The organism is Pseudomonas sp. WC2, from assembly GCF_050586545.1.
Lineage (GTDB): Bacteria > Pseudomonadota > Gammaproteobacteria > Pseudomonadales > Pseudomonadaceae > Aquipseudomonas.
Genome location: NZ_JBOBDR010000004.1, coordinates 222,978 through 239,677 on the forward strand (window position 1 = coordinate 222,978; position 16,700 = coordinate 239,677).

Annotated in this window: 20 protein-coding genes; 14 read left to right on the forward strand and 6 right to left on the reverse strand. The window is 60.6% G+C overall.

Translation table 11 applies throughout. The features are described 5' to 3' along the window. Positions 1–10 precede the first annotated feature (10 nt). The 4 genes from ACQ4OE_RS06630 to pilG form a co-directional block, all read right to left on the reverse strand. On the reverse strand, positions 11–2,059 hold the full coding sequence (locus ACQ4OE_RS06630) for a methyl-accepting chemotaxis protein (RefSeq protein ID WP_430946162.1): 2,049 nt from the start codon (positions 2,057–2,059) through the stop codon (positions 11–13). A gap of 154 nt (positions 2,060–2,213) precedes the next feature. Beyond that, positions 2,214–2,753 carry a chemotaxis protein CheW gene (locus ACQ4OE_RS06635; protein WP_430946163.1) on the reverse strand — a complete coding sequence of 180 codons (540 nt, stop codon included), beginning with the start codon at positions 2,751–2,753 and terminating at the stop codon, positions 2,214–2,216. Positions 2,754–2,763: 10 nt separating this feature from the next. Continuing rightward, a complete protein-coding gene (pilH, locus tag ACQ4OE_RS06640; RefSeq protein ID WP_008084306.1) occupies positions 2,764–3,129 on the reverse strand; it encodes a twitching motility response regulator PilH in 366 nt (121 codons plus the stop codon). A 61-nt stretch (positions 3,130–3,190) separates the two neighbouring features. Continuing rightward, positions 3,191–3,595 (reverse strand): twitching motility response regulator PilG, encoded by a 405-nt coding sequence (gene pilG / locus ACQ4OE_RS06645; protein ID WP_007913673.1) that lies wholly within the window; start codon positions 3,593–3,595, stop codon positions 3,191–3,193. Positions 3,596–3,820: 225 nt separating this feature from the next. Between pilG and gshB the strand changes: the two genes are divergently transcribed. The 7 genes from gshB (at position 3,821) to ACQ4OE_RS06680 (ending at position 9,803) form a co-directional block, all read left to right on the forward strand. Then, complete coding sequence (gene gshB / locus ACQ4OE_RS06650) at positions 3,821–4,792, forward strand: glutathione synthase (protein WP_150731672.1); 972 nt, start codon at positions 3,821–3,823, stop codon at positions 4,790–4,792. Between the two features lie 106 nt (positions 4,793–4,898). Continuing rightward, entirely contained in the window at positions 4,899–5,798 is a 900-nt protein-coding gene (locus ACQ4OE_RS06655; RefSeq protein WP_122594686.1) for an energy transducer TonB, read from the forward strand. A 108-nt stretch (positions 5,799–5,906) separates the two neighbouring features. Further along, positions 5,907–6,479, forward strand: coding sequence for a YqgE/AlgH family protein (locus tag ACQ4OE_RS06660; RefSeq protein WP_158953386.1), 573 nt, complete (start codon positions 5,907–5,909; stop codon positions 6,477–6,479). After that, complete coding sequence (gene ruvX / locus ACQ4OE_RS06665) at positions 6,479–6,916, forward strand: Holliday junction resolvase RuvX (protein ID WP_064589634.1); 438 nt, start codon at positions 6,479–6,481, stop codon at positions 6,914–6,916. Before ACQ4OE_RS06660 ends, ruvX begins: the two co-directional genes overlap by 1 nt. 80 nt (positions 6,917–6,996) lie before the next feature. Then, a complete protein-coding gene (pyrR, locus tag ACQ4OE_RS06670; protein WP_034153653.1) occupies positions 6,997–7,503 on the forward strand; it encodes a bifunctional pyr operon transcriptional regulator/uracil phosphoribosyltransferase PyrR in 507 nt (168 codons plus the stop codon). Positions 7,504–7,530: 27 nt separating this feature from the next. Continuing rightward, positions 7,531–8,535, forward strand: coding sequence for an aspartate carbamoyltransferase catalytic subunit (locus ACQ4OE_RS06675; protein WP_007913665.1), 1,005 nt, complete (start codon positions 7,531–7,533; stop codon positions 8,533–8,535). Then, on the forward strand, positions 8,532–9,803 hold the full coding sequence (locus ACQ4OE_RS06680; RefSeq protein WP_122594685.1) for a dihydroorotase: 1,272 nt from the start codon (positions 8,532–8,534) through the stop codon (positions 9,801–9,803). Before ACQ4OE_RS06675 ends, ACQ4OE_RS06680 begins: the two co-directional genes overlap by 4 nt. Before the next feature lie 83 nt (positions 9,804–9,886). On the opposite strand, the gene ACQ4OE_RS06685 is transcribed toward ACQ4OE_RS06680, so the two are convergent. Then, a complete protein-coding gene (locus ACQ4OE_RS06685) occupies positions 9,887–10,318 on the reverse strand; it encodes a TM2 domain-containing protein (protein ID WP_122594684.1) in 432 nt (143 codons plus the stop codon). 248 nt (positions 10,319–10,566) lie between these two features. Between ACQ4OE_RS06685 and ACQ4OE_RS06690 the strand changes: the two genes are divergently transcribed. Beyond that, positions 10,567–11,190 carry a C40 family peptidase gene (locus tag ACQ4OE_RS06690; RefSeq protein WP_430946164.1) on the forward strand — a complete coding sequence of 208 codons (624 nt, stop codon included), beginning with the start codon at positions 10,567–10,569 and terminating at the stop codon, positions 11,188–11,190. A gap of 57 nt (positions 11,191–11,247) precedes the next feature. Here the strand turns inward: ACQ4OE_RS06690 and ACQ4OE_RS06695 are convergent, their stop codons facing one another. After that, positions 11,248–12,282: a type IV pilus twitching motility protein PilT gene (locus ACQ4OE_RS06695; RefSeq protein WP_422610248.1), complete on the reverse strand. Its 1,035-nt coding sequence runs from the start codon at positions 12,280–12,282 to the stop codon at positions 11,248–11,250. A 56-nt stretch (positions 12,283–12,338) separates the two neighbouring features. Here ACQ4OE_RS06695 and ACQ4OE_RS06700 point away from each other — a divergent pair, with 56 nt between their 5' ends. The 6 genes from ACQ4OE_RS06700 (at position 12,339) to metW (ending at position 16,699) form a co-directional block, all read left to right on the forward strand. Continuing rightward, positions 12,339–13,025 carry a YggS family pyridoxal phosphate-dependent enzyme gene (locus ACQ4OE_RS06700; RefSeq protein ID WP_430946165.1) on the forward strand — a complete coding sequence of 229 codons (687 nt, stop codon included), beginning with the start codon at positions 12,339–12,341 and terminating at the stop codon, positions 13,023–13,025. A 23-nt stretch (positions 13,026–13,048) separates the two neighbouring features. Next, positions 13,049–13,867, forward strand: a complete 819-nt coding sequence (gene proC, locus ACQ4OE_RS06705; RefSeq protein ID WP_093429835.1) for a pyrroline-5-carboxylate reductase — start codon at positions 13,049–13,051, stop codon at positions 13,865–13,867. 10 nt (positions 13,868–13,877) lie between these two features. Continuing rightward, positions 13,878–14,468, forward strand: coding sequence for a YggT family protein (locus tag ACQ4OE_RS06710; protein ID WP_430946166.1), 591 nt, complete (start codon positions 13,878–13,880; stop codon positions 14,466–14,468). Beyond that, positions 14,465–14,752 carry a DUF167 domain-containing protein gene (locus ACQ4OE_RS06715; RefSeq protein WP_430946167.1) on the forward strand — a complete coding sequence of 96 codons (288 nt, stop codon included), beginning with the start codon at positions 14,465–14,467 and terminating at the stop codon, positions 14,750–14,752. The genes ACQ4OE_RS06710 and ACQ4OE_RS06715 overlap by 4 nt, the downstream gene beginning before the upstream one ends. 179 nt (positions 14,753–14,931) lie before the next feature. Beyond that, positions 14,932–16,071, forward strand: coding sequence for a homoserine O-succinyltransferase MetX (gene metX, locus ACQ4OE_RS06720; RefSeq protein ID WP_430946168.1), 1,140 nt, complete (start codon positions 14,932–14,934; stop codon positions 16,069–16,071). A gap of 7 nt (positions 16,072–16,078) precedes the next feature. Further along, positions 16,079–16,699 carry a methionine biosynthesis protein MetW gene (metW, locus tag ACQ4OE_RS06725; RefSeq protein ID WP_007913638.1) on the forward strand — a complete coding sequence of 207 codons (621 nt, stop codon included), beginning with the start codon at positions 16,079–16,081 and terminating at the stop codon, positions 16,697–16,699. The last annotated feature ends 1 nt before the right edge of the window (position 16,700 follow it).

Sequence of the window (16,700 nt, forward strand, 5' to 3'; positions counted from 1 at the left end):
ACCACTCCACTCACGCTTTATCTGTCGCCGCCGGCAAGGTGAATCCGGACACCGAACGCCGCAGCTGACTGGCCATTTTCGCCAGGTTGCCGATGCTTTCGGCGGTGGCCGTAGAGCCGGACGAGGTCTGCGAGGTGATCTGCTGGATCACATTCATCGTCAGCGAGATCTGCCCGGCCGACGAGGTCTGCTGCTGCGCCGCGTTGGAGATGCTTTGAATCAGCGCCGCGAGGGTCTTCGACACTCCTTCGATTTCTTCCAGGGCCACACCGGCATCCTGCGCCAGTCGCGCGCCGCGCACCACTTCGGTGGTGGTTTGTTCCATGGAAATCACGGCTTCATTGGTGTCGGTCTGGATCGCCCGCACCAGGGTTTCGATCTGGCGGGTGGCGGCTGAGGAGCGTTCGGCGAGGCGCTGCACTTCGTCGGCCACCACAGCAAAACCGCGCCCGGCATCACCGGCCATCGACGCCTGAATCGCGGCGTTGAGGGCGAGGATGTTGGTCTGGTCGGCGATGTCGTCGATCAGGCTGACGATGTCGCCGATTTCCTGTGACGACTCGCCGAGGCGCTTTATGCGTTTGGCGGTGTCCTGAATCTGTTCGCGAATGTTGTCCATGCCGTGGATGGTGTTGTGCACCACCTCGTTGCCCTTGTTGGCGATCTCCACCGAGCGCTCGGCTACGGCCGAGGATTCGGCAGCGTTGGCCGAGACCTGATCAATGGATTCAGCCATGTCGCTGATTGCCGTCGACGCTTCGGAAATCTGCTGGGCCTGATGCTCCGAGGCCTGCGCCAGGTGCATCGCGGTGGCTTGGGTTTCCTGTACGGCGGCGGCGACCTGGCCGGCGGTGAGGTTGATGGTCGCGACCAGATCGCGCAGTTGGTCGACGGAGTAGTTGATCGAGTCGGCGATGGTCCCGGTGAAGTCTTCAGTCACCGAGGCGGTCACGGTGAGGTCGCCATCAGCGAGGTCTTCGATTTCGTCGAGCAGGCGCATGATCGCGTTCTGGTTGCGCTCGTTCTTCTCGGCGGTTTCGCGCAACTGGCGATTGGTCTCGCGGACCATCACCAGACCGATGAGGATGATCGAGGCCAGCGCCAGCAAACCAAGGACGTAGCCGCCGATGGTGTCGGTGTTGCGCCCGCCGGCAAGGTTTTCGAAACCGGTGGCCAGGTGCGAGGCTTCATCGAGCAGCGTCTGCGAGAGGCTGAAGATATTGCTCGCCGATTCGCGAACCTTGAACAGCTCTGGCGAGGTTTCGAGGATTTCATCCACCGAGCCGGAAACGAACTGGAACAGCTCGGAGATTTCACTCAAACGCGCACGGGCGTCACGGTCTTCGACCTGGCTGATCTTCAGCGCCGGATTGCCTTGCAGCATGCCGTTAAGCACCTGACCGAAACGCGTGGCATCGCGGCCAAAGGCATCGGCGGCTTGCTGAGAGTTTTCGTCGCCGGCGAGCACGGTGTTGACCGCGCCGAGGATGCGTTCAGCCAACAGCGACTGACGTTGGGCCATCGCCACTTGTGCCGCCGGAGCACCACGCTGGAGGAGAATTTCGACGACTTTTTCGTATTCGATCTGCAACTGCGGCACGGTTTCGGCCAGGGTCGCGGCGACCTGATGCAGCGACAGCACGGTCTGTTCGCTGGAGAGAATGGCGTCGGTGTTTTTCAGCAAGCGTTCCCAGTCGAGCTGCACGGCGCGCATCTCCGGGCGCACGGTGGCGGGCGCTGGCGGCAGGCCGGTGACCGGGTCGCCCTTCTTCAGGTAACCCCAGCGCTGGGCGAAATCGTTGCGCGCATCGCTGAGCAGCTTGAACGCGGCAGCCTTGCCGGCGGCGGCTTCGGTGGCGTTCTTGGCGATGCGTTGCGAGAGCACGCGCAGTTCACCGGCGTGGCCGATGTACTGTTTGTCGTAGTTCGCCTGGGTGTTGAGGTAAGCGAAGTTGGCGAACAGCAGCATGATGAACACGATCAGTGCGATGAACAGCACGATGATCTGCGAGCGACTGCGCGATCCTTCCGCCGGCTTGCCTGTTTTTGCTTTTATCATCGGTCCTCGCCCTTAACCCACACCTTTGAGGCCTACTGCAATCCCTGTGGGAGCGAGCCTGCTCGCGAAAGCGCTGGGTCAGCCAATATTTGTCTTGCCTGACACGCCCTCTTCGCGAGCAGGCTCGCTCCCACAGGGGACGGTGTTGAATCTGTTATATCGCGACGCTCATGAACACCGGGGATTTCGCCAGGGCAAACAGGCTGAACACCCGCCAGTTTTGCTCGCGGCGGAAATAGCCTTTGACGAACTCGGCCTTCGAGCCCTGGCGTTTGCTGATCGACAGCGGTTCAAAGCTGTTCTGCTCAAAGTGCTGCAGGCCGATGACTTCATCGACCATCAACCCGGCGAACACATCGCCATGTTCCACCACCAATACCCGCCGCTGTTTACGCAGCGGCGACAATTCATGGCCGAAAAAGCCGCACAGATCCATGATCGGCAACAGCCGCCCACGCAGGTTGGCCACGCCTTTGACCCATGGCTTGACCCCAGGCAACTGGGTGAAGCGTGGTTCGTGCAGTACTTCGCTGACTTCGCCCATCGGCGCCACGTACCAATGCTCGCCGAGGCGAAAGCCGATGCCGCTCCAGCGATCCTGGCGCGCCGGTTGCGACGGCAAGTCCGCCGCCAGCACGCGGCAGCGCTGGTCGATTTGCCAGAGCAGTTCGAACGCGGTCAGCGATTCGCTCATGGTTGCGCGATCAGCCTTTGAGCACGTTGTTCAGGGTCTTGATCAGGGTGTCTTCGTCGACCGGTTTGGTCAGGTAGTCCTTGGCGCCCTGACGGGTGCCCCAGACCTTGTCGGTTTCCTGATCCTTGGTGGTGATGATGATCACCGGGATATGACTGGTCTCGGCATCCTTGGTCAACTGGCGGGTGGCCTGAAAACCATTGAGGCCGGGCATGACGATGTCCATCAATACCGCGTCGGGTTTTTCCTGACGGGCCAGGGCCACGCCGTCGGCGCCGTTTTCGGCCTTGAGTACTTCATGGCCGTGCTTTTCGAGCATGCCGGTGAGTTTGTACATTTCAGTCGGCGAATCATCGACGATCAGGATACGTGCCATGGTTTTCCCCATTTTTTCTTGTCGACGCGCGGCCCGCTGGCCGAGCGTCTCTGTACGTGTCTTACTGCGGCAAAACGGCGGCAAAGCCCGGAACGTGGGCCTGGATCGCGTTGAGCAGTTCTTCCTTGCTGAAAGGCTTGGTCAAAAATTGATCGGAACCGACAATCCGCCCCTTGGCCTTGTCGAACAGCCCGTCACGCGATGACAGCATGATCACCGGCGTGGCTTTGAACGCACTGTTGTTCTTGATTAAAGCGCAGGTCTGATAACCATCCAGACGCGGCATCATGATGTCGACAAAAATGATCCCGGGGTGGTTATCGGCGATCTTCGCCAACGCGTCGAAACCGTCAATCGCCGTGATCACTTCACACCCGACATTCTTCAGCAATGTTTCGGCGGTGCGACGAATCGTTTTCGAGTCGTCGATCACCATGACCTTCAAGGCGCTGGACTGCTGTTCCATAAGAGGGCTCTACCGTCGCCTTTGCGAATCAAATTGTCCGTTTTGCGATGAGTAATGGCTGGAAACCCTTGATGCTCAAGGGCCAGCACCGCTTGGCAGCCTTTTTAGCACAGTCTCCAGATGCAATCTATCGACGGGTTTTTCCTTGACCGAAAACCCGCCCGGCGCCACTCTGGCGGCACTTTTTCAATACCGATCCGGTAGCCAATTTTCGAGGAAAACCCAATGAGCGTTCGCGTCGGGATTGTCATGGACCCTATCGCCAGCATCTCCTATAAAAAGGATAGCTCGCTGGCCATGCTGCTGGCCGCGCAGAAGCGCGGCTGGGAACTGTTCTATATGGAACAGCGCGACCTGTATCAGGGCGAAGGTCAGGCACGGGCGCGCATGAAGCCGCTGAAAGTCTTCGCCAACCCGGAAAAATGGTTCGAACTGGACGCCGAGCAGGACAACCTGCTGAGCGATCTCGACGTGATCCTGATGCGCAAGGATCCGCCGTTCGACATGGAGTTCGTCTACTCCACCTACCTGCTCGAACAGGCTGAAACCGCTGGCGTGCTGGTGGTGAACAAGCCGCAAAGCCTGCGCGACTGCAATGAAAAGCTGTTCGCCACGCTGTTCCCGCAGTGCACGCCGCCGACCATCGTCAGCCGCCGCGCCGACGTGCTACGCGAATTCGCCGCCAAGCATGGCGACGTGATCCTCAAGCCGCTGGACGGCATGGGCGGCACCTCGATCTTCCGTCACCGCGCGGGCGATCCGAACCTGTCGGTGATTCTGGAAACCCTGACCGCCCTCGGTGGCCAGCAGATCATGGGCCAAGCCTACCTGCCGGCGATCAAGGACGGCGACAAACGCATCCTGATGATCGACGGCGAGCCGGTGGATTACTGCCTGGCACGGATTCCGGCGCAGGGCGAAACCCGTGGCAACCTGGCTGCCGGTGGCCGGGGTGAAGCGCGTCCGCTAACAGACAAGGATCGCTGGATCGCGGCTCAAGTCGGCCCGACGTTGCGTGAGAAAGGCCTGCTGTTCGTTGGCCTCGATGTGATCGGCGAAAGCCTCACCGAAATCAACGTCACCAGCCCGACCTGCATCCGTGAAATCGATAATGCGTTTGGTACTGATATCGGCGGCATGCTGATGGATGCTATCGAGAAGAAGCTGCAAGCCACGAGCCGCAAGCCGCAAGCTTGAAGTCAGCGGTGTGCAGCTTGTCGCTTGAAGCTAGTCGCTTGCAGCTAAAAACCAACATTGCGTTATCATGCCGAGCCCGTAAAAACGCGATGTTGGTTTTTCTGTCATGACCCTCCCGTCCGATCTGCCCGCAGAACTCGCCCACCGTGGCGTGCGCCCGGCCGATCGCCTCGGTTTTACCCTGTTTCTCGCGGCGCTGATTCATTTGGCGCTGCTGCTTGGCGTCGGCTTCACGATGGTCGAGCCCAAGCAAATCAGCAAAACCCTGGAAATCACCCTCGCCACCTTCAAGAGCGAAAAGAAGCCGGAGAAGGCTGACTTTCTCGCGCAGGAAAATCAGGAAGGCAGCGGCACGCTGGACAAGAAGGCGATCCCGAAGACCACCGAAGTGGCGCCGTTCCAGGACAATCAGGTCAAGAAAGTCACCCCGCCCCCGGCCGCCAAGCCAGAAGTGCAGGAAGCCGCGCCCAAGGCTGCGGTGACTACGGTTGCGCCGAAGCCGAAAAAGGCGCCGACCAAGAAAGAAGAAACCAAGACCGAGGTCAAACCGACGGTCGACGCGCCGGAATTCGACAGCTCGCAGCTGTCCAGTGACATCGCCAGCCTCGAAGCCGAACTGGCCAAGGAACAACAGCTGTACGCCAAGCGCCCGCGTATTCACCGTTTGAGCGCGGCTTCGACCATGCGCGACAAGGGTGCCTGGTACAAGGACGACTGGCGCAAGAAAGTCGAGCGCATCGGCAACCTCAATTACCCCGAAGAAGCACGGCGCAAGCAGATCTACGGCAATTTGCGCCTGATGGTGTCGATCAATCGCGACGGTTCACTGTACGAAGTACTGGTGCTGGAATCGTCCGGCCAGCCGTTGCTGGATCAGGCGGCGCAGCGCATCGTCCGGTTGGCGGCACCGTTTGCCCCGTTTACCGGCGATTTGTCGGATATCGATCGGCTGGAAATCATTCGTACCTGGAAATTCGCCCGGGGCGACAAGCTCTCGAGCAATTGAATGCACCGCATAACCCTCTGTGGGAGCGAGCCTGCTCCCACATTGGATCGGTGTGTTGCTTGCATCTCCAGCTTGTCAGTTTGCCCCCCGAACGCCACACTAGCGCACATGAAAAACGTCAGCCCCAGCTACCTCAAGCATCAATTCCTGATCGCCATGCCACACATGGCCGACCCGAACTTTGCCCACACCTTGACCTACATCGTCGAGCACACGGCCAATGGCGCTATGGGGATTGTGGTCAATCGACCGCAAGAGCTGAATCTGGCCGACATTCTTGAGCAATTGCGCCCGGACATCGACCCGCCAGCACTGTGCCAGCACGTGCCGATCTTCATCGGCGGCCCGGTGCAGACCGATCGCGGTTTCGTCCTGCATCCGGCCGGCAAGACCTTCCAGGCCACTGCGCAACTGGACGGCGATCTGGCCCTGTCGACCTCGCAGGATGTGCTGTTCGCCATCGCGGACGGCGTCGGCCCGGCAAAAAGCCTGATTGCCCTCGGTTACGCCGGTTGGGAAGCCGGGCAACTGGAAGCCGAACTGGCCGACAACGCTTGGCTGACCTGCCCTTACGACGCCGACATCCTCTTCAACACCAGCAGCGAACTGCGACTCGAAGCGGCGGCCAAGCACCTGGGGATCAACCTCAGCCTGCTGACCAGTCAGGCAGGTCACGCCTGATGGCCCTGCGCCTGATTCTCGGCTTCGACTACGGCACCAAACAGATCGGCGTCGCGGTCGGCCAGGTGATTACCGGCCAGGCCCGCGAGCTGTGCACCTTGAAGGCACAGAACGGGGTGCCGGACTGGAACCAGGTCGAAGCCCTGATCAAAGAATGGAAGCCCGACGCCGTCGTCGTTGGTCTGCCGCTGAACATGGACGGCACACCGAGCGACATGTGCGTACGCGCGGAAAAATTCGCCCGCCGCCTCAATGGCCGCTTCAACCTGCCCTTCTATACCCACGACGAGCGCCTGACCACGTTCGAGGCCAAAGGCGAGCGCCTGGCCCGTGGCGGCCAGAAAGGCAGTTACCGCGACAACCCGGTGGATGCCATCGCCGCCGCTCTGCTGTTGCAGGGCTGGCTCGATGAAAACACTGCATTGTTTGAATCCTGACAAGCGCTTCGGCGCTTTTCTTTTGAGTGAAAAACCGAGTCGTGTCCAAGGATCCGACTCGCCCCCAACAAGGAGCAACCATGAGCCTGCCAAATCCCGCCGATCTGATCAGCCAGATGGCAACCCGCCTCAAGGCGCACCTTGCCCAGCGTGAAATCACTGAACCGCGTTACATCGGCATCCGCACTGGCGGCATCTGGGTCGCGCAGGCTCTGCTCAAGGAATTGGGCAGCGATGCGCCACTGGGCACGCTCGACGTGTCCTTCTACCGCGACGACTTCAGCCAGAACGGCCTGCACCCGCAAGTGCGCCCGTCCGCCCTGCCCTTCGAGATCGAAGGCCAGCATCTGGTGCTGATAGACGACGTCCTGATGAGCGGTCGCACCATCCGCGCCGCCATGAACGAATTGTTCGACTACGGCCGCCCGGCCAGCGTGACCCTGGTCTGCCTGCTCGACCTGGACGCCGGCGAGCTGCCGATCCGCCCCAACGTGGTCGGCGCGACGCTGTCGCTGGCCGCTCACGAACGGGTGAAGCTGTCCGGCCCCGAGCCGCTGACGCTCGAACTGCAAGACTTCAACCTTTAATCCGCCCTATTGAGAGTCCCCTTCGCGATGACGCCTCTAGATACCAAGCGCCCGCTGCAGCTCAATGATCAGGGCCAGCTGCGCCACTTCCTCTCGCTCGACGGCCTGCGCCGCGAGTTGTTGACGGAAATCCTCGACACTGCCGACTCGTTCCTCGAAGTCGGTGCCCGGGCGGTGAAGAAGGTCCCGTTGCTGCGCGGCAAGACCGTGTGCAACGTGTTCTTCGAAAACTCCACACGCACCCGCACCACCTTCGAACTGGCGGCCCAGCGGTTGTCGGCGGACGTGATCACCCTGAACGTGTCGACGTCGTCGGCGAGCAAGGGTGAAACGCTGCTCGACACCCTGCGCAACCTCGAAGCCATGGCCGCCGACATGTTCGTCGTGCGCCACGGTGATTCCGGTGCCGCGCACTTCATCGCCGAACATGTTTGCCCGCAAGTGGCGATCATCAACGGCGGCGACGGCCGTCACGCGCACCCGACGCAAGGCATGCTCGACATGCTCACGATCCGTCGGCACAAGGGCGGTTTTGAAAACCTCTCGGTGGCCATCGTTGGCGACATCCTGCACTCGCGGGTTGCACGCTCGAACATGCTCGCGCTGAAAACCCTCGGTTGCCCGGACATCCGCGTGATCGCGCCGAAAACCCTGCTGCCGATCGGCATCGAGCAATACGGCGTTAAGGTGTACACCGACATGACCGAAGGCCTGAAAGACGTCGACGTGGTGATCATGTTGCGCTTGCAGCGTGAACGCATGACCGGCGGTCTGCTGCCGAGCGAGGGCGAGTTCTACCGCCTGTTCGGCCTGACCACCGCGCGCCTGGCCGGGGCCAAACCCGATTGCATCGTCATGCACCCGGGGCCGATCAACCGTGGCGTGGAGATCGAGTCGGCAGTGGCCGACGGCCCGCACTCGGTAATTCTCAACCAGGTCACCTACGGCATCGCGATTCGTATGGCGGTGTTGTCCATGGCCATGAGCGGACAGACCGCGCAGCGTCAATTCGAGCAGGAGAACGCCCAGTGAAGCTCAGCATTCTCGGCGCACGCGTCATCGACCCAAGCAGCGGCCTGGATCAAATCACCGACATTCACGTTGAAGCCTGCAAGATCGTCGCCCTCGGCGCCGCTCCAGCGGGTTTCACGGCAGTGGAAACCATCGACGCCCAAGGCCTTGTCGCCGCTCCGGGCCTCGTCGACCTCAACGTTGCCCTGCGCGAGCCGGGCTACAGCCGCAAAGGCTCGATCATCAGCGAAACCCGTGCCGCCGCCGCCGGCGGTGTGACCAGCCTGTGCTGCCCGCCGAAAACCAAACCGGTGCTCGACACCTCCGCCGTGGCCGAGCTGATCCTCGACCGCGCTCGCGAAGCCGGCAACACCAAAGTCTTCCCGATTGGCGCACTGAGCAAAGGTCTGGACGGCGAGCAACTGGCTGAACTGGTGGCGTTGCGCGACGCCGGTTGTGTGGCGTTCGGCAATGGTCTGGAGAGCTTCCGCAACACCCGCACCCTGTGCCGGGCGCTGGAATACGCGGCGACGTTTGATCTGACGGTGATTTTCAACTCGCAGGATCACGATCTGGCTGAAGGTGGTTTGGCCCACGAAGGCGCGGTTGCCAGCTTCCTCGGTCTGCCGGGCATTCCGGAAACCGCGGAAACTGTGGCGCTGGCCCGGGATCTGCTGCTGGTCGAACAGACCGGCGTGCGGGCGCACTTCAGCCAGTTGACCAGCGCTCGCGGCGTTGCCCTGATCGCTCAGGCCCAGGCTCGCGGTTTGAAGGTAACGGCGGATGTCGCGTTGTATCAGCTGATTCTGACCGACGAAGCGCTGATCGATTTCAGCAGCCTTTATCACGTGCAGCCGCCGCTGCGCACCCGCGCGGATCGCGATGGTCTGCGTGAAGCGGTGAAGTCCGGTGTAGTGTCGGCGATTTCCAGCCATCACCAGCCACACGAACGCGATGCCAAACTGGCACCGTTCGGCGCGACCGAGCCGGGCATCAGCAGTGTTGAACTGCTGCTGCCATTGGCGATGACGCTGGTGGAGGACGGTTTGCTCGATCTGCCGACCTTGCTCGCGCGTCTGAGTGCCGGGCCGGCTGAGGCGCTGCGCTTGCCGGCGGGCAAACTGGCGGTGGGTGGCGCTGCGGATATCGTCCTGTTCGATCCGAAGGCATCGACGGTGGCCGGTGAAAACTGGTTGTCGAAGGGTGAGAACTGCCCGTTCCTGGGGCACAGTTTGCCGGGTGTGGTTCGCTATACCCTGGTGGATGGGCGGATCAGTCACCAGGCTTGATACCGCGTCGCCCCATTCGCGAGCAAGCTCGCTCCCACAAGGATCACCGCGAACCCTGTGGGAGCGAGCTTGCTCGCGAAGCTTTACTGGAAGGCGCCCCTGCCTTCGGCATTGCGCACGGACACCTGATCATTCAGCGTCCAGAAGTCATACAGCACCCCCAGAAAGAACAACCCGCCCGTCAGCAGATAGATCAACCCACTGATCCACTTGCCCTGATACATCCGGTGCACGCCCAGAGCGCCGAGGAACGTCAGCAGAATCCACGCCACGTTGTATTCGATCGGCCCGGCGGTAAAACGCAGATCCGCCTCGCGATCCATTGCCGGGATCAGGAACAGGTCGATCAACCAGCCAATGCCCAGCAGACCGAAGGTGAAGAACCAGATCGTCCCGGTCACCGGTTTGCCGTAATAGAAGCGGTGAGCGCCGGTAAATCCGAAAATCCACAGCAGATAACCGATGATTTTGCTGTGTGTATCTTGCGGCTGACCAATTTGTTGATAGCGGTTCATGAAGACCTCGATTCACACGATAGATAAATATTCTTGAATTCTTTGTGACTTTTTTACAGGTAGCCGACGTACGGCAAATGTTACCGTTGCCACCGTCAAAGCCTTATAGCACCTGACTTCTGTCCGACAATTGCGTCCATTTCCCGCTTATTTGGTTCCGTTGGCTGCCAACTGAATCGACCAACGGACTCGGAATGAAAAAAAACTCTGTTATAAAGTTGCGCGCTATCACTGAAGAGCCACGCCTAATGCGACCATTTTTCAAGACATGGCTGACCATCTGCCTATTAATGCCACTGGCCGCCCACGCCACCAATCGTGAGCAACGTCTTCCTAACGTTAACGGCTTTACCCCTAAATCCCATGCTTCGGCTCCGTCGAGCAAAAGCAGCAAAAGCAAAACCACCACGCTGAGCAGCAAGAGCCACAGCAAGCTGGTGCCACCGATGGCGAGCAAGGAAAGCAGCAATGTGCTGAGCCGTGCGGTGAACGTCCTCGGTACTCCTTATCGTTGGGGCGGCAGCAGCCCAAGTAAAGGCTTCGATTGCAGCGGTCTGGTGAAATACGCCTTCAACGACGCCACGTTCGACCTGCCACGCACCTCGAATGCCATGGCCAGCGGCCACGGCGAGAAAGTCGAGCGCAAGGATCTGAAGCCGGGCGACTTGATCTTTTTCAACATCAAGAGCCGTCGGGTCAACCACGTTGCCATCTACCTGGGCAACGACCGCTTCATCCACGCACCGCGTCGTGGCAAAGCGGTGAGCATCGACACGCTGAACAAGCCGTATTGGGAACAGCATTACGTGGTTGCCAAGCGTGTGTTGCCTAAAGAGCCTGCGGGCAAGCAGCTGCGCGTGGTTCAGCGCTAACAGCGCCGACCGATCGTTCCCACGCTCTGCGTGGGAACGATCAAACACAACTCCCCCTCAGAAGTTATCCGGCGTCCGCGCCTTCTCCCGCGCATGCTCGCGACTGATCAAACCCTTGGTCACCAGATCCTTCAGACACATGTCCAGTGTCTGCATGCCCAACGACCCACCCGTCTGAATCGCTGAATACATCTGCGCCACCTTGTCCTCGCGGATCAGGTTACGGATCGCCGACGTGCCCAGCATGATCTCGTGCGCCGCCACCCGCCCGCCTCCGATCTTCTTGATCAACGTCTGCGAGACCACCGCCAGCAACGACTCCGACAACATCGAACGCACCATCGACTTCTCGTCACCCGGGAACACATCCACGACACGGTCGATGGTTTTCGCCGCTGAAGTGGTGTGCAGCGTGCCGAACACCAGATGCCCGGTTTCCGCCGCGGTCAGTGCCAGGCGAATGGTTTCCAGATCGCGCATCTCGCCCACCAGAATCACGTCCGGGTCTTCACGCAGCGCCGAGCGCAACGCGGTGGCGAAACTGCGAGTATCACGGTGAACTTCACGCTGATTGATCAGGCATTTGCGCGATTCGTGCACAAACTCGATCGGATCCTCGATGGTGAGGATGTGGTGATGGCGATGGGTATTGAGGTAATCGATCATCGCCGCCAGCGTGGTCGACTTGCCTGAACCGGTCGGCCCGGTGACCAGCACCAGCCCGCGCGGGGCATCGGTAATCTTGCGGAAGACATCACCCATGCCGAGGTCTTCCATGCTCAGCACTTTCGACGGAATGGTACGAAAAACCGCCCCTGCACCACGGTTCTGGTTAAACGCGTTAACCCGAAACCGCGCGACACCGGGGACTTCGAAGGAAAAGTCGGTTTCCAGATGTTTCTCGAAGTCGACCCGCTGGGTGTCGTTCATGATGTCGTAGATCAGTTCGTGCACTTGCTTGTGATCCAGCGCCGGCAGATTGATCCGCCGCACATCGCCGTCGACGCGGATCATTGGCGGCAGACCGGCCGACAGGTGCAGGTCGGAAGCGCCTTGTTTGGCGCTGAAGGCCAGCAGTTCAGTGATATCCATAGCGTTCCTCAATTCCAGTAGAATGCCGCGAACCTTCAGACCGCCGGCGCCTCTTGATGTCCACGATAGCAGACAACATTTTCCACGTTGGTTCGCGCATCCAGACCGCGACCCAGGCCGCACACCGTCCTGAAAACAGTGTCCAGTTGCTCGCCGTGAGCAAGACCAAGCCCGCCGAGGCCCTGCGCGAAGCGTATGCAGCCGGCCTGCGTGACTTTGGCGAGAATTACCTGCAGGAAGCCTTGGGCAAACAGCTCGAACTGGCCGACCTGCCCTTGATCTGGCACTTCATCGGCCCCATTCAATCGAACAAGACTCGCGCGATTGCCGAGCATTTCGACTGGGTGCACTCCGTGGATCGCCTGAAAATCGCTCAACGTCTGTCCGAACAGCGCCCGGCCGAGCTGCCGCCGCTGAATATCTGCATTCAGGTCAACGTCAGCGGGGAAGCCAGTAAATCCGGCTGCACGCCTGACGATCTGCCGGCGCTGGCCGCTGCGATCAGCGCTTTGCCGCGTTTGAAACTGCGCGGCTTGATGGCAATTCCCGAGCCGACCGACGATCGTACCGAGCAAGACGCGGCGTTCGCTGCCGTGCAGAAGTTGCAGGCGAGCCTCGATCTGCCGCTCGACACACTGTCCATGGGCATGAGCCACGACCTCGAGTCGGCCATTGCCCAAGGCGCCACTTGGGTGCGTATCGGTACGGCCCTGTTTGGCGCCCGCGATTATTCCCAATCTTGAACGTTTCCAGATAAGGACCACACATGAGCAACACACGTATTGCGTTTATCGGTGCGGGCAACATGGCGGCCAGTTTGATCGGCGGCTTGCGCGCCAAGGGTCTGGAAGCGGCGCAGATCCGCGCCAGCGACCCGGGTGAAGAAACCCGCGCCAAGGTCAGCGCCGAACACGGCATAGAAACCTTTGCCGACAACGCTCAGGCCATCGACGGCGTCGATGTCATCGTACTGGCGGTCAAACCGCAGGCGATGAAAGCCGTGTGCGAAGCGATTCGCCCAAGCCTGAAACCGAATCAACTGGTGGTCTCCATCGCAGCGGGCATCACTTGCGCCAGCATGACCGCCTGGCTCGGCGAGCAGCCAATCGTGCGCTGCATGCCGAACACCCCGGCGCTGCTGCGTCAGGGTGTCAGCGGTCTGTATGCAACCAGCGAAGTGACCGCCGAACAGCGTCAGCAAGCCGAAGAACTGCTGTCCGCCGTCGGCATTGCCCTGTGGCTCAACGAAGAACAGCAACTGGACGCGGTGACCGCCGTTTCCGGCTCTGGCCCGGCGTATTTCTTCCTGTTGATCGAAGCCATGACCGCCGCTGGCGTCAAACTCGGTCTGCCGAAGGACATCGCTGAACAACTGACCCTGCAAACCGCACTGGGCGCCGCGCACATGGCCGTCTCCAGCGATGTCGACGCCGCCGAACTGCGCCGCCGCGTGACGTCGCCAAACGGCACCACGGAAGCTGCAATCAAATCATTCCAGGCCAATGGCTTCGAAGCCCTGGTCGAAACCGCACTCGGCGCCGCCGCGCACCGCTCGGCCGAAATGGCCGAACAACTGGGCAAATAAGGAGCCTTACATGATTGGATTGAACACCGCAGCGGTTTACGTGCTGCAAACCCTCGGCAGTCTGTACCTGCTGATCGTGCTGCTGCGCTTCGTCCTGCAACTGGTACGGGCAAACTTCTACAATCCGCTGTGCCAGTTCATCGTCAAAGCGACCCAGCCACTGCTCAAGCCGCTGCGCCGGATTATCCCGAGCGTGTTCGGTCTGGACATGTCGTCGCTGGTGCTGGCGATTCTGGTGCAACTGGCGCTGATGGCGCTGACCCTGCTGCTGACTTACGGCACCACCGGTAACCCGCTGCAACTGTTTATCTGGTCGCTGATCGGCGTGACCGCGCTGTTCCTGAAGATCTTCTTCTTCGCTCTGATCATCAGCGTGATTCTGTCGTGGGTCGCACCGGGCAGCCACAACCCGGGCGCTGAGCTGGTTAATCAGATCTGCGAGCCGGCACTGGCGCCGTTCCGCAAAATCCTGCCAAACCTCGGCGGCCTGGACCTGTCGCCGGTCTTCGCCTTCCTCGCGCTGAAGCTGATCGACATGCTGGTGATCAACAATCTGGCGGCGATGACGATGATGCCGGAAATCCTCCGTTTGCTGATGTGAGCTGGTTTCGATGGGACGGTGACGACTTGATCCTCGAGTGTCACCTGCAACCGGCAGCCCGTAGCGATGATTTCGCCGGGCTGCACGGTGATCGTTTGAAGATTCGCCTGACCGCACCGCCGGTCGAGGGCAAGGCCAATGCTTATCTGATGGGCTTTCTGGCCAAGGCGTTTGGAGTTTCCAAGAGTCAGGTCAGTTTGCTCAGTGGCGAGTTGAGCCGGCAGAAGCGGGTGAAGATTTGCTCGCCGAAGAAGTTGCCGGATTTGCCCGGACTAGTGCGCTGATCGTTCCCACGCTCCGCGTGGGAATGCATCCCGGGACGCTCCGCGCCCCCCGCCGAAGCGGACGCGGAGCGTCCAATGAGGCGTTCCCACGCAGAGCGTGGGAACGAGCGCAGGTAGTTGCTTGCCGCTAACCCCCCTGGTCTTTAGACTTACGCCTCATTTCAACGAGAGCAGGGTCGATGCCAACTGCCTTTCCCCCCGATTCTGTTGGTCTGGTGACGCCGCAAACCGCGCACTTCAGCGAACCGCTGGCGCTGGCCTGCGGCCGGTCGCTGGTCGCCTATGACCTGATCTACGAAACCTACGGCACGCTGAACGCGCAAGCGAGCAACGCCGTGCTGATTTGCCACGCCTTGTCCGGCCATCACCACGCTGCCGGCTATCACAGCGTCGACGACCGTAAACCCGGTTGGTGGGACAGCTGCATCGGCCCCGGCAAACCGATCGACACCAACAAATTCTTCGTAGTCAGCCTGAATAATCTCGGCGGCTGCAACGGCTCCACCGGCCCGAGCAGCATCAACCCGGAGACCGGCAAACCGTTCGGCGCCGACTTTCCGGTACTCACCGTGGAAGATTGGGTGCACAGCCAGGCGCGTTTGGCTGACCTGCTCGGCATCGGCCAGTGGGCGGCAGTGATCGGCGGCAGCCTCGGCGGCATGCAAGCACTGCAATGGACCATCACTTACCCGGACCGCGTGCGTCACTGTCTGGCCATCGCCTCGGCACCAAAACTGTCGGCGCAGAACATCGCCTTCAACGAAGTCGCGCGCCAGGCAATCCTGACCGATCCGGAATTCCACGGCGGTTCGTTCCAGGAAGCGGGCGTGATCCCCAAGCGCGGGCTGATGCTGGCGCGGATGGTCGGGCACATCACTTACCTGTCCGACGACTCCATGGGCGAGAAATTCGGCCGGGGCCTGAAGAGCGAAAAGCTCAACTACGACTTCCACAGCGTGGAGTTCCAGGTCGAAAGCTACCTGCGTTATCAGGGCGAAGAGTTCTCCGGACGCTTCGATGCCAACACCTATCTGTTGATGACCAAGGCGCTGGATTATTTCGATCCGGCGGCGAACTTCGACGATAACCTGGCGAAAACCTTTGAAAACGCCACGGCCAAGTTCTGCGTGATGTCGTTCACCACCGACTGGCGCTTCTCCCCGGCCCGCTCGCGGGAACTGGTGGATGCGTTGATGGCGGCGCGTAAAGACGTCAGCTATCTGGAAATCGATGCACCGCAGGGCCACGACGCCTTCCTGATTCCGATCCCGCGCTACTTGCAGGCGTTCGGCAATTACATGAACCGCATCACGTTGTGAGAAAGCCATGAGAGCTGATCTGGAAATCATCCAGGAATGGATCCCCGCCGGCAGCCGCGTCCTCGACCTCGGTTGCGGTGACGGCGAGCTGCTGACCTGGCTGCGCGACAACAAGAACGTCACAGGTTATGGCCTGGAGAACGACGCCGACAACATCGCCCAGTGCGTGGCCAAAGGCGTCAACGTTATCGAGCAGGATCTGGACAAGGGGCTGGGCAACTTCGCCAGCAACAGTTTCGACATCGTCGTCATGACCCAGGCCCTGCAAGCTGTGCACTACCCGGACAAGATCCTCGACGAAATGCTGCGGGTAGGCCGTCAGTGCATCATCACCTTCCCGAACTTCGGTCACTGGCGCTGCCGCTGGTACCTGGCGAGCAAGGGACGCATGCCGGTCTCCGAGTTTCTGCCGTACACCTGGTACAACACGCCGAACATCCACTTCTGCACCTTCGAAGATTTTGAAGAACTGTGTCGCGAACGTGATGCGAAGGTCATTGATCGGCTTGCCGTGGATCAACAGCACCGTCACGGGTGGGCCAGTAAGCTATGGCCTAATCTGTTAGGTGAGATCGGTATCTACCGCGTCAGCAGCCCGCAGCTTGCAGACCACAAAGTCGCGGTCTGAA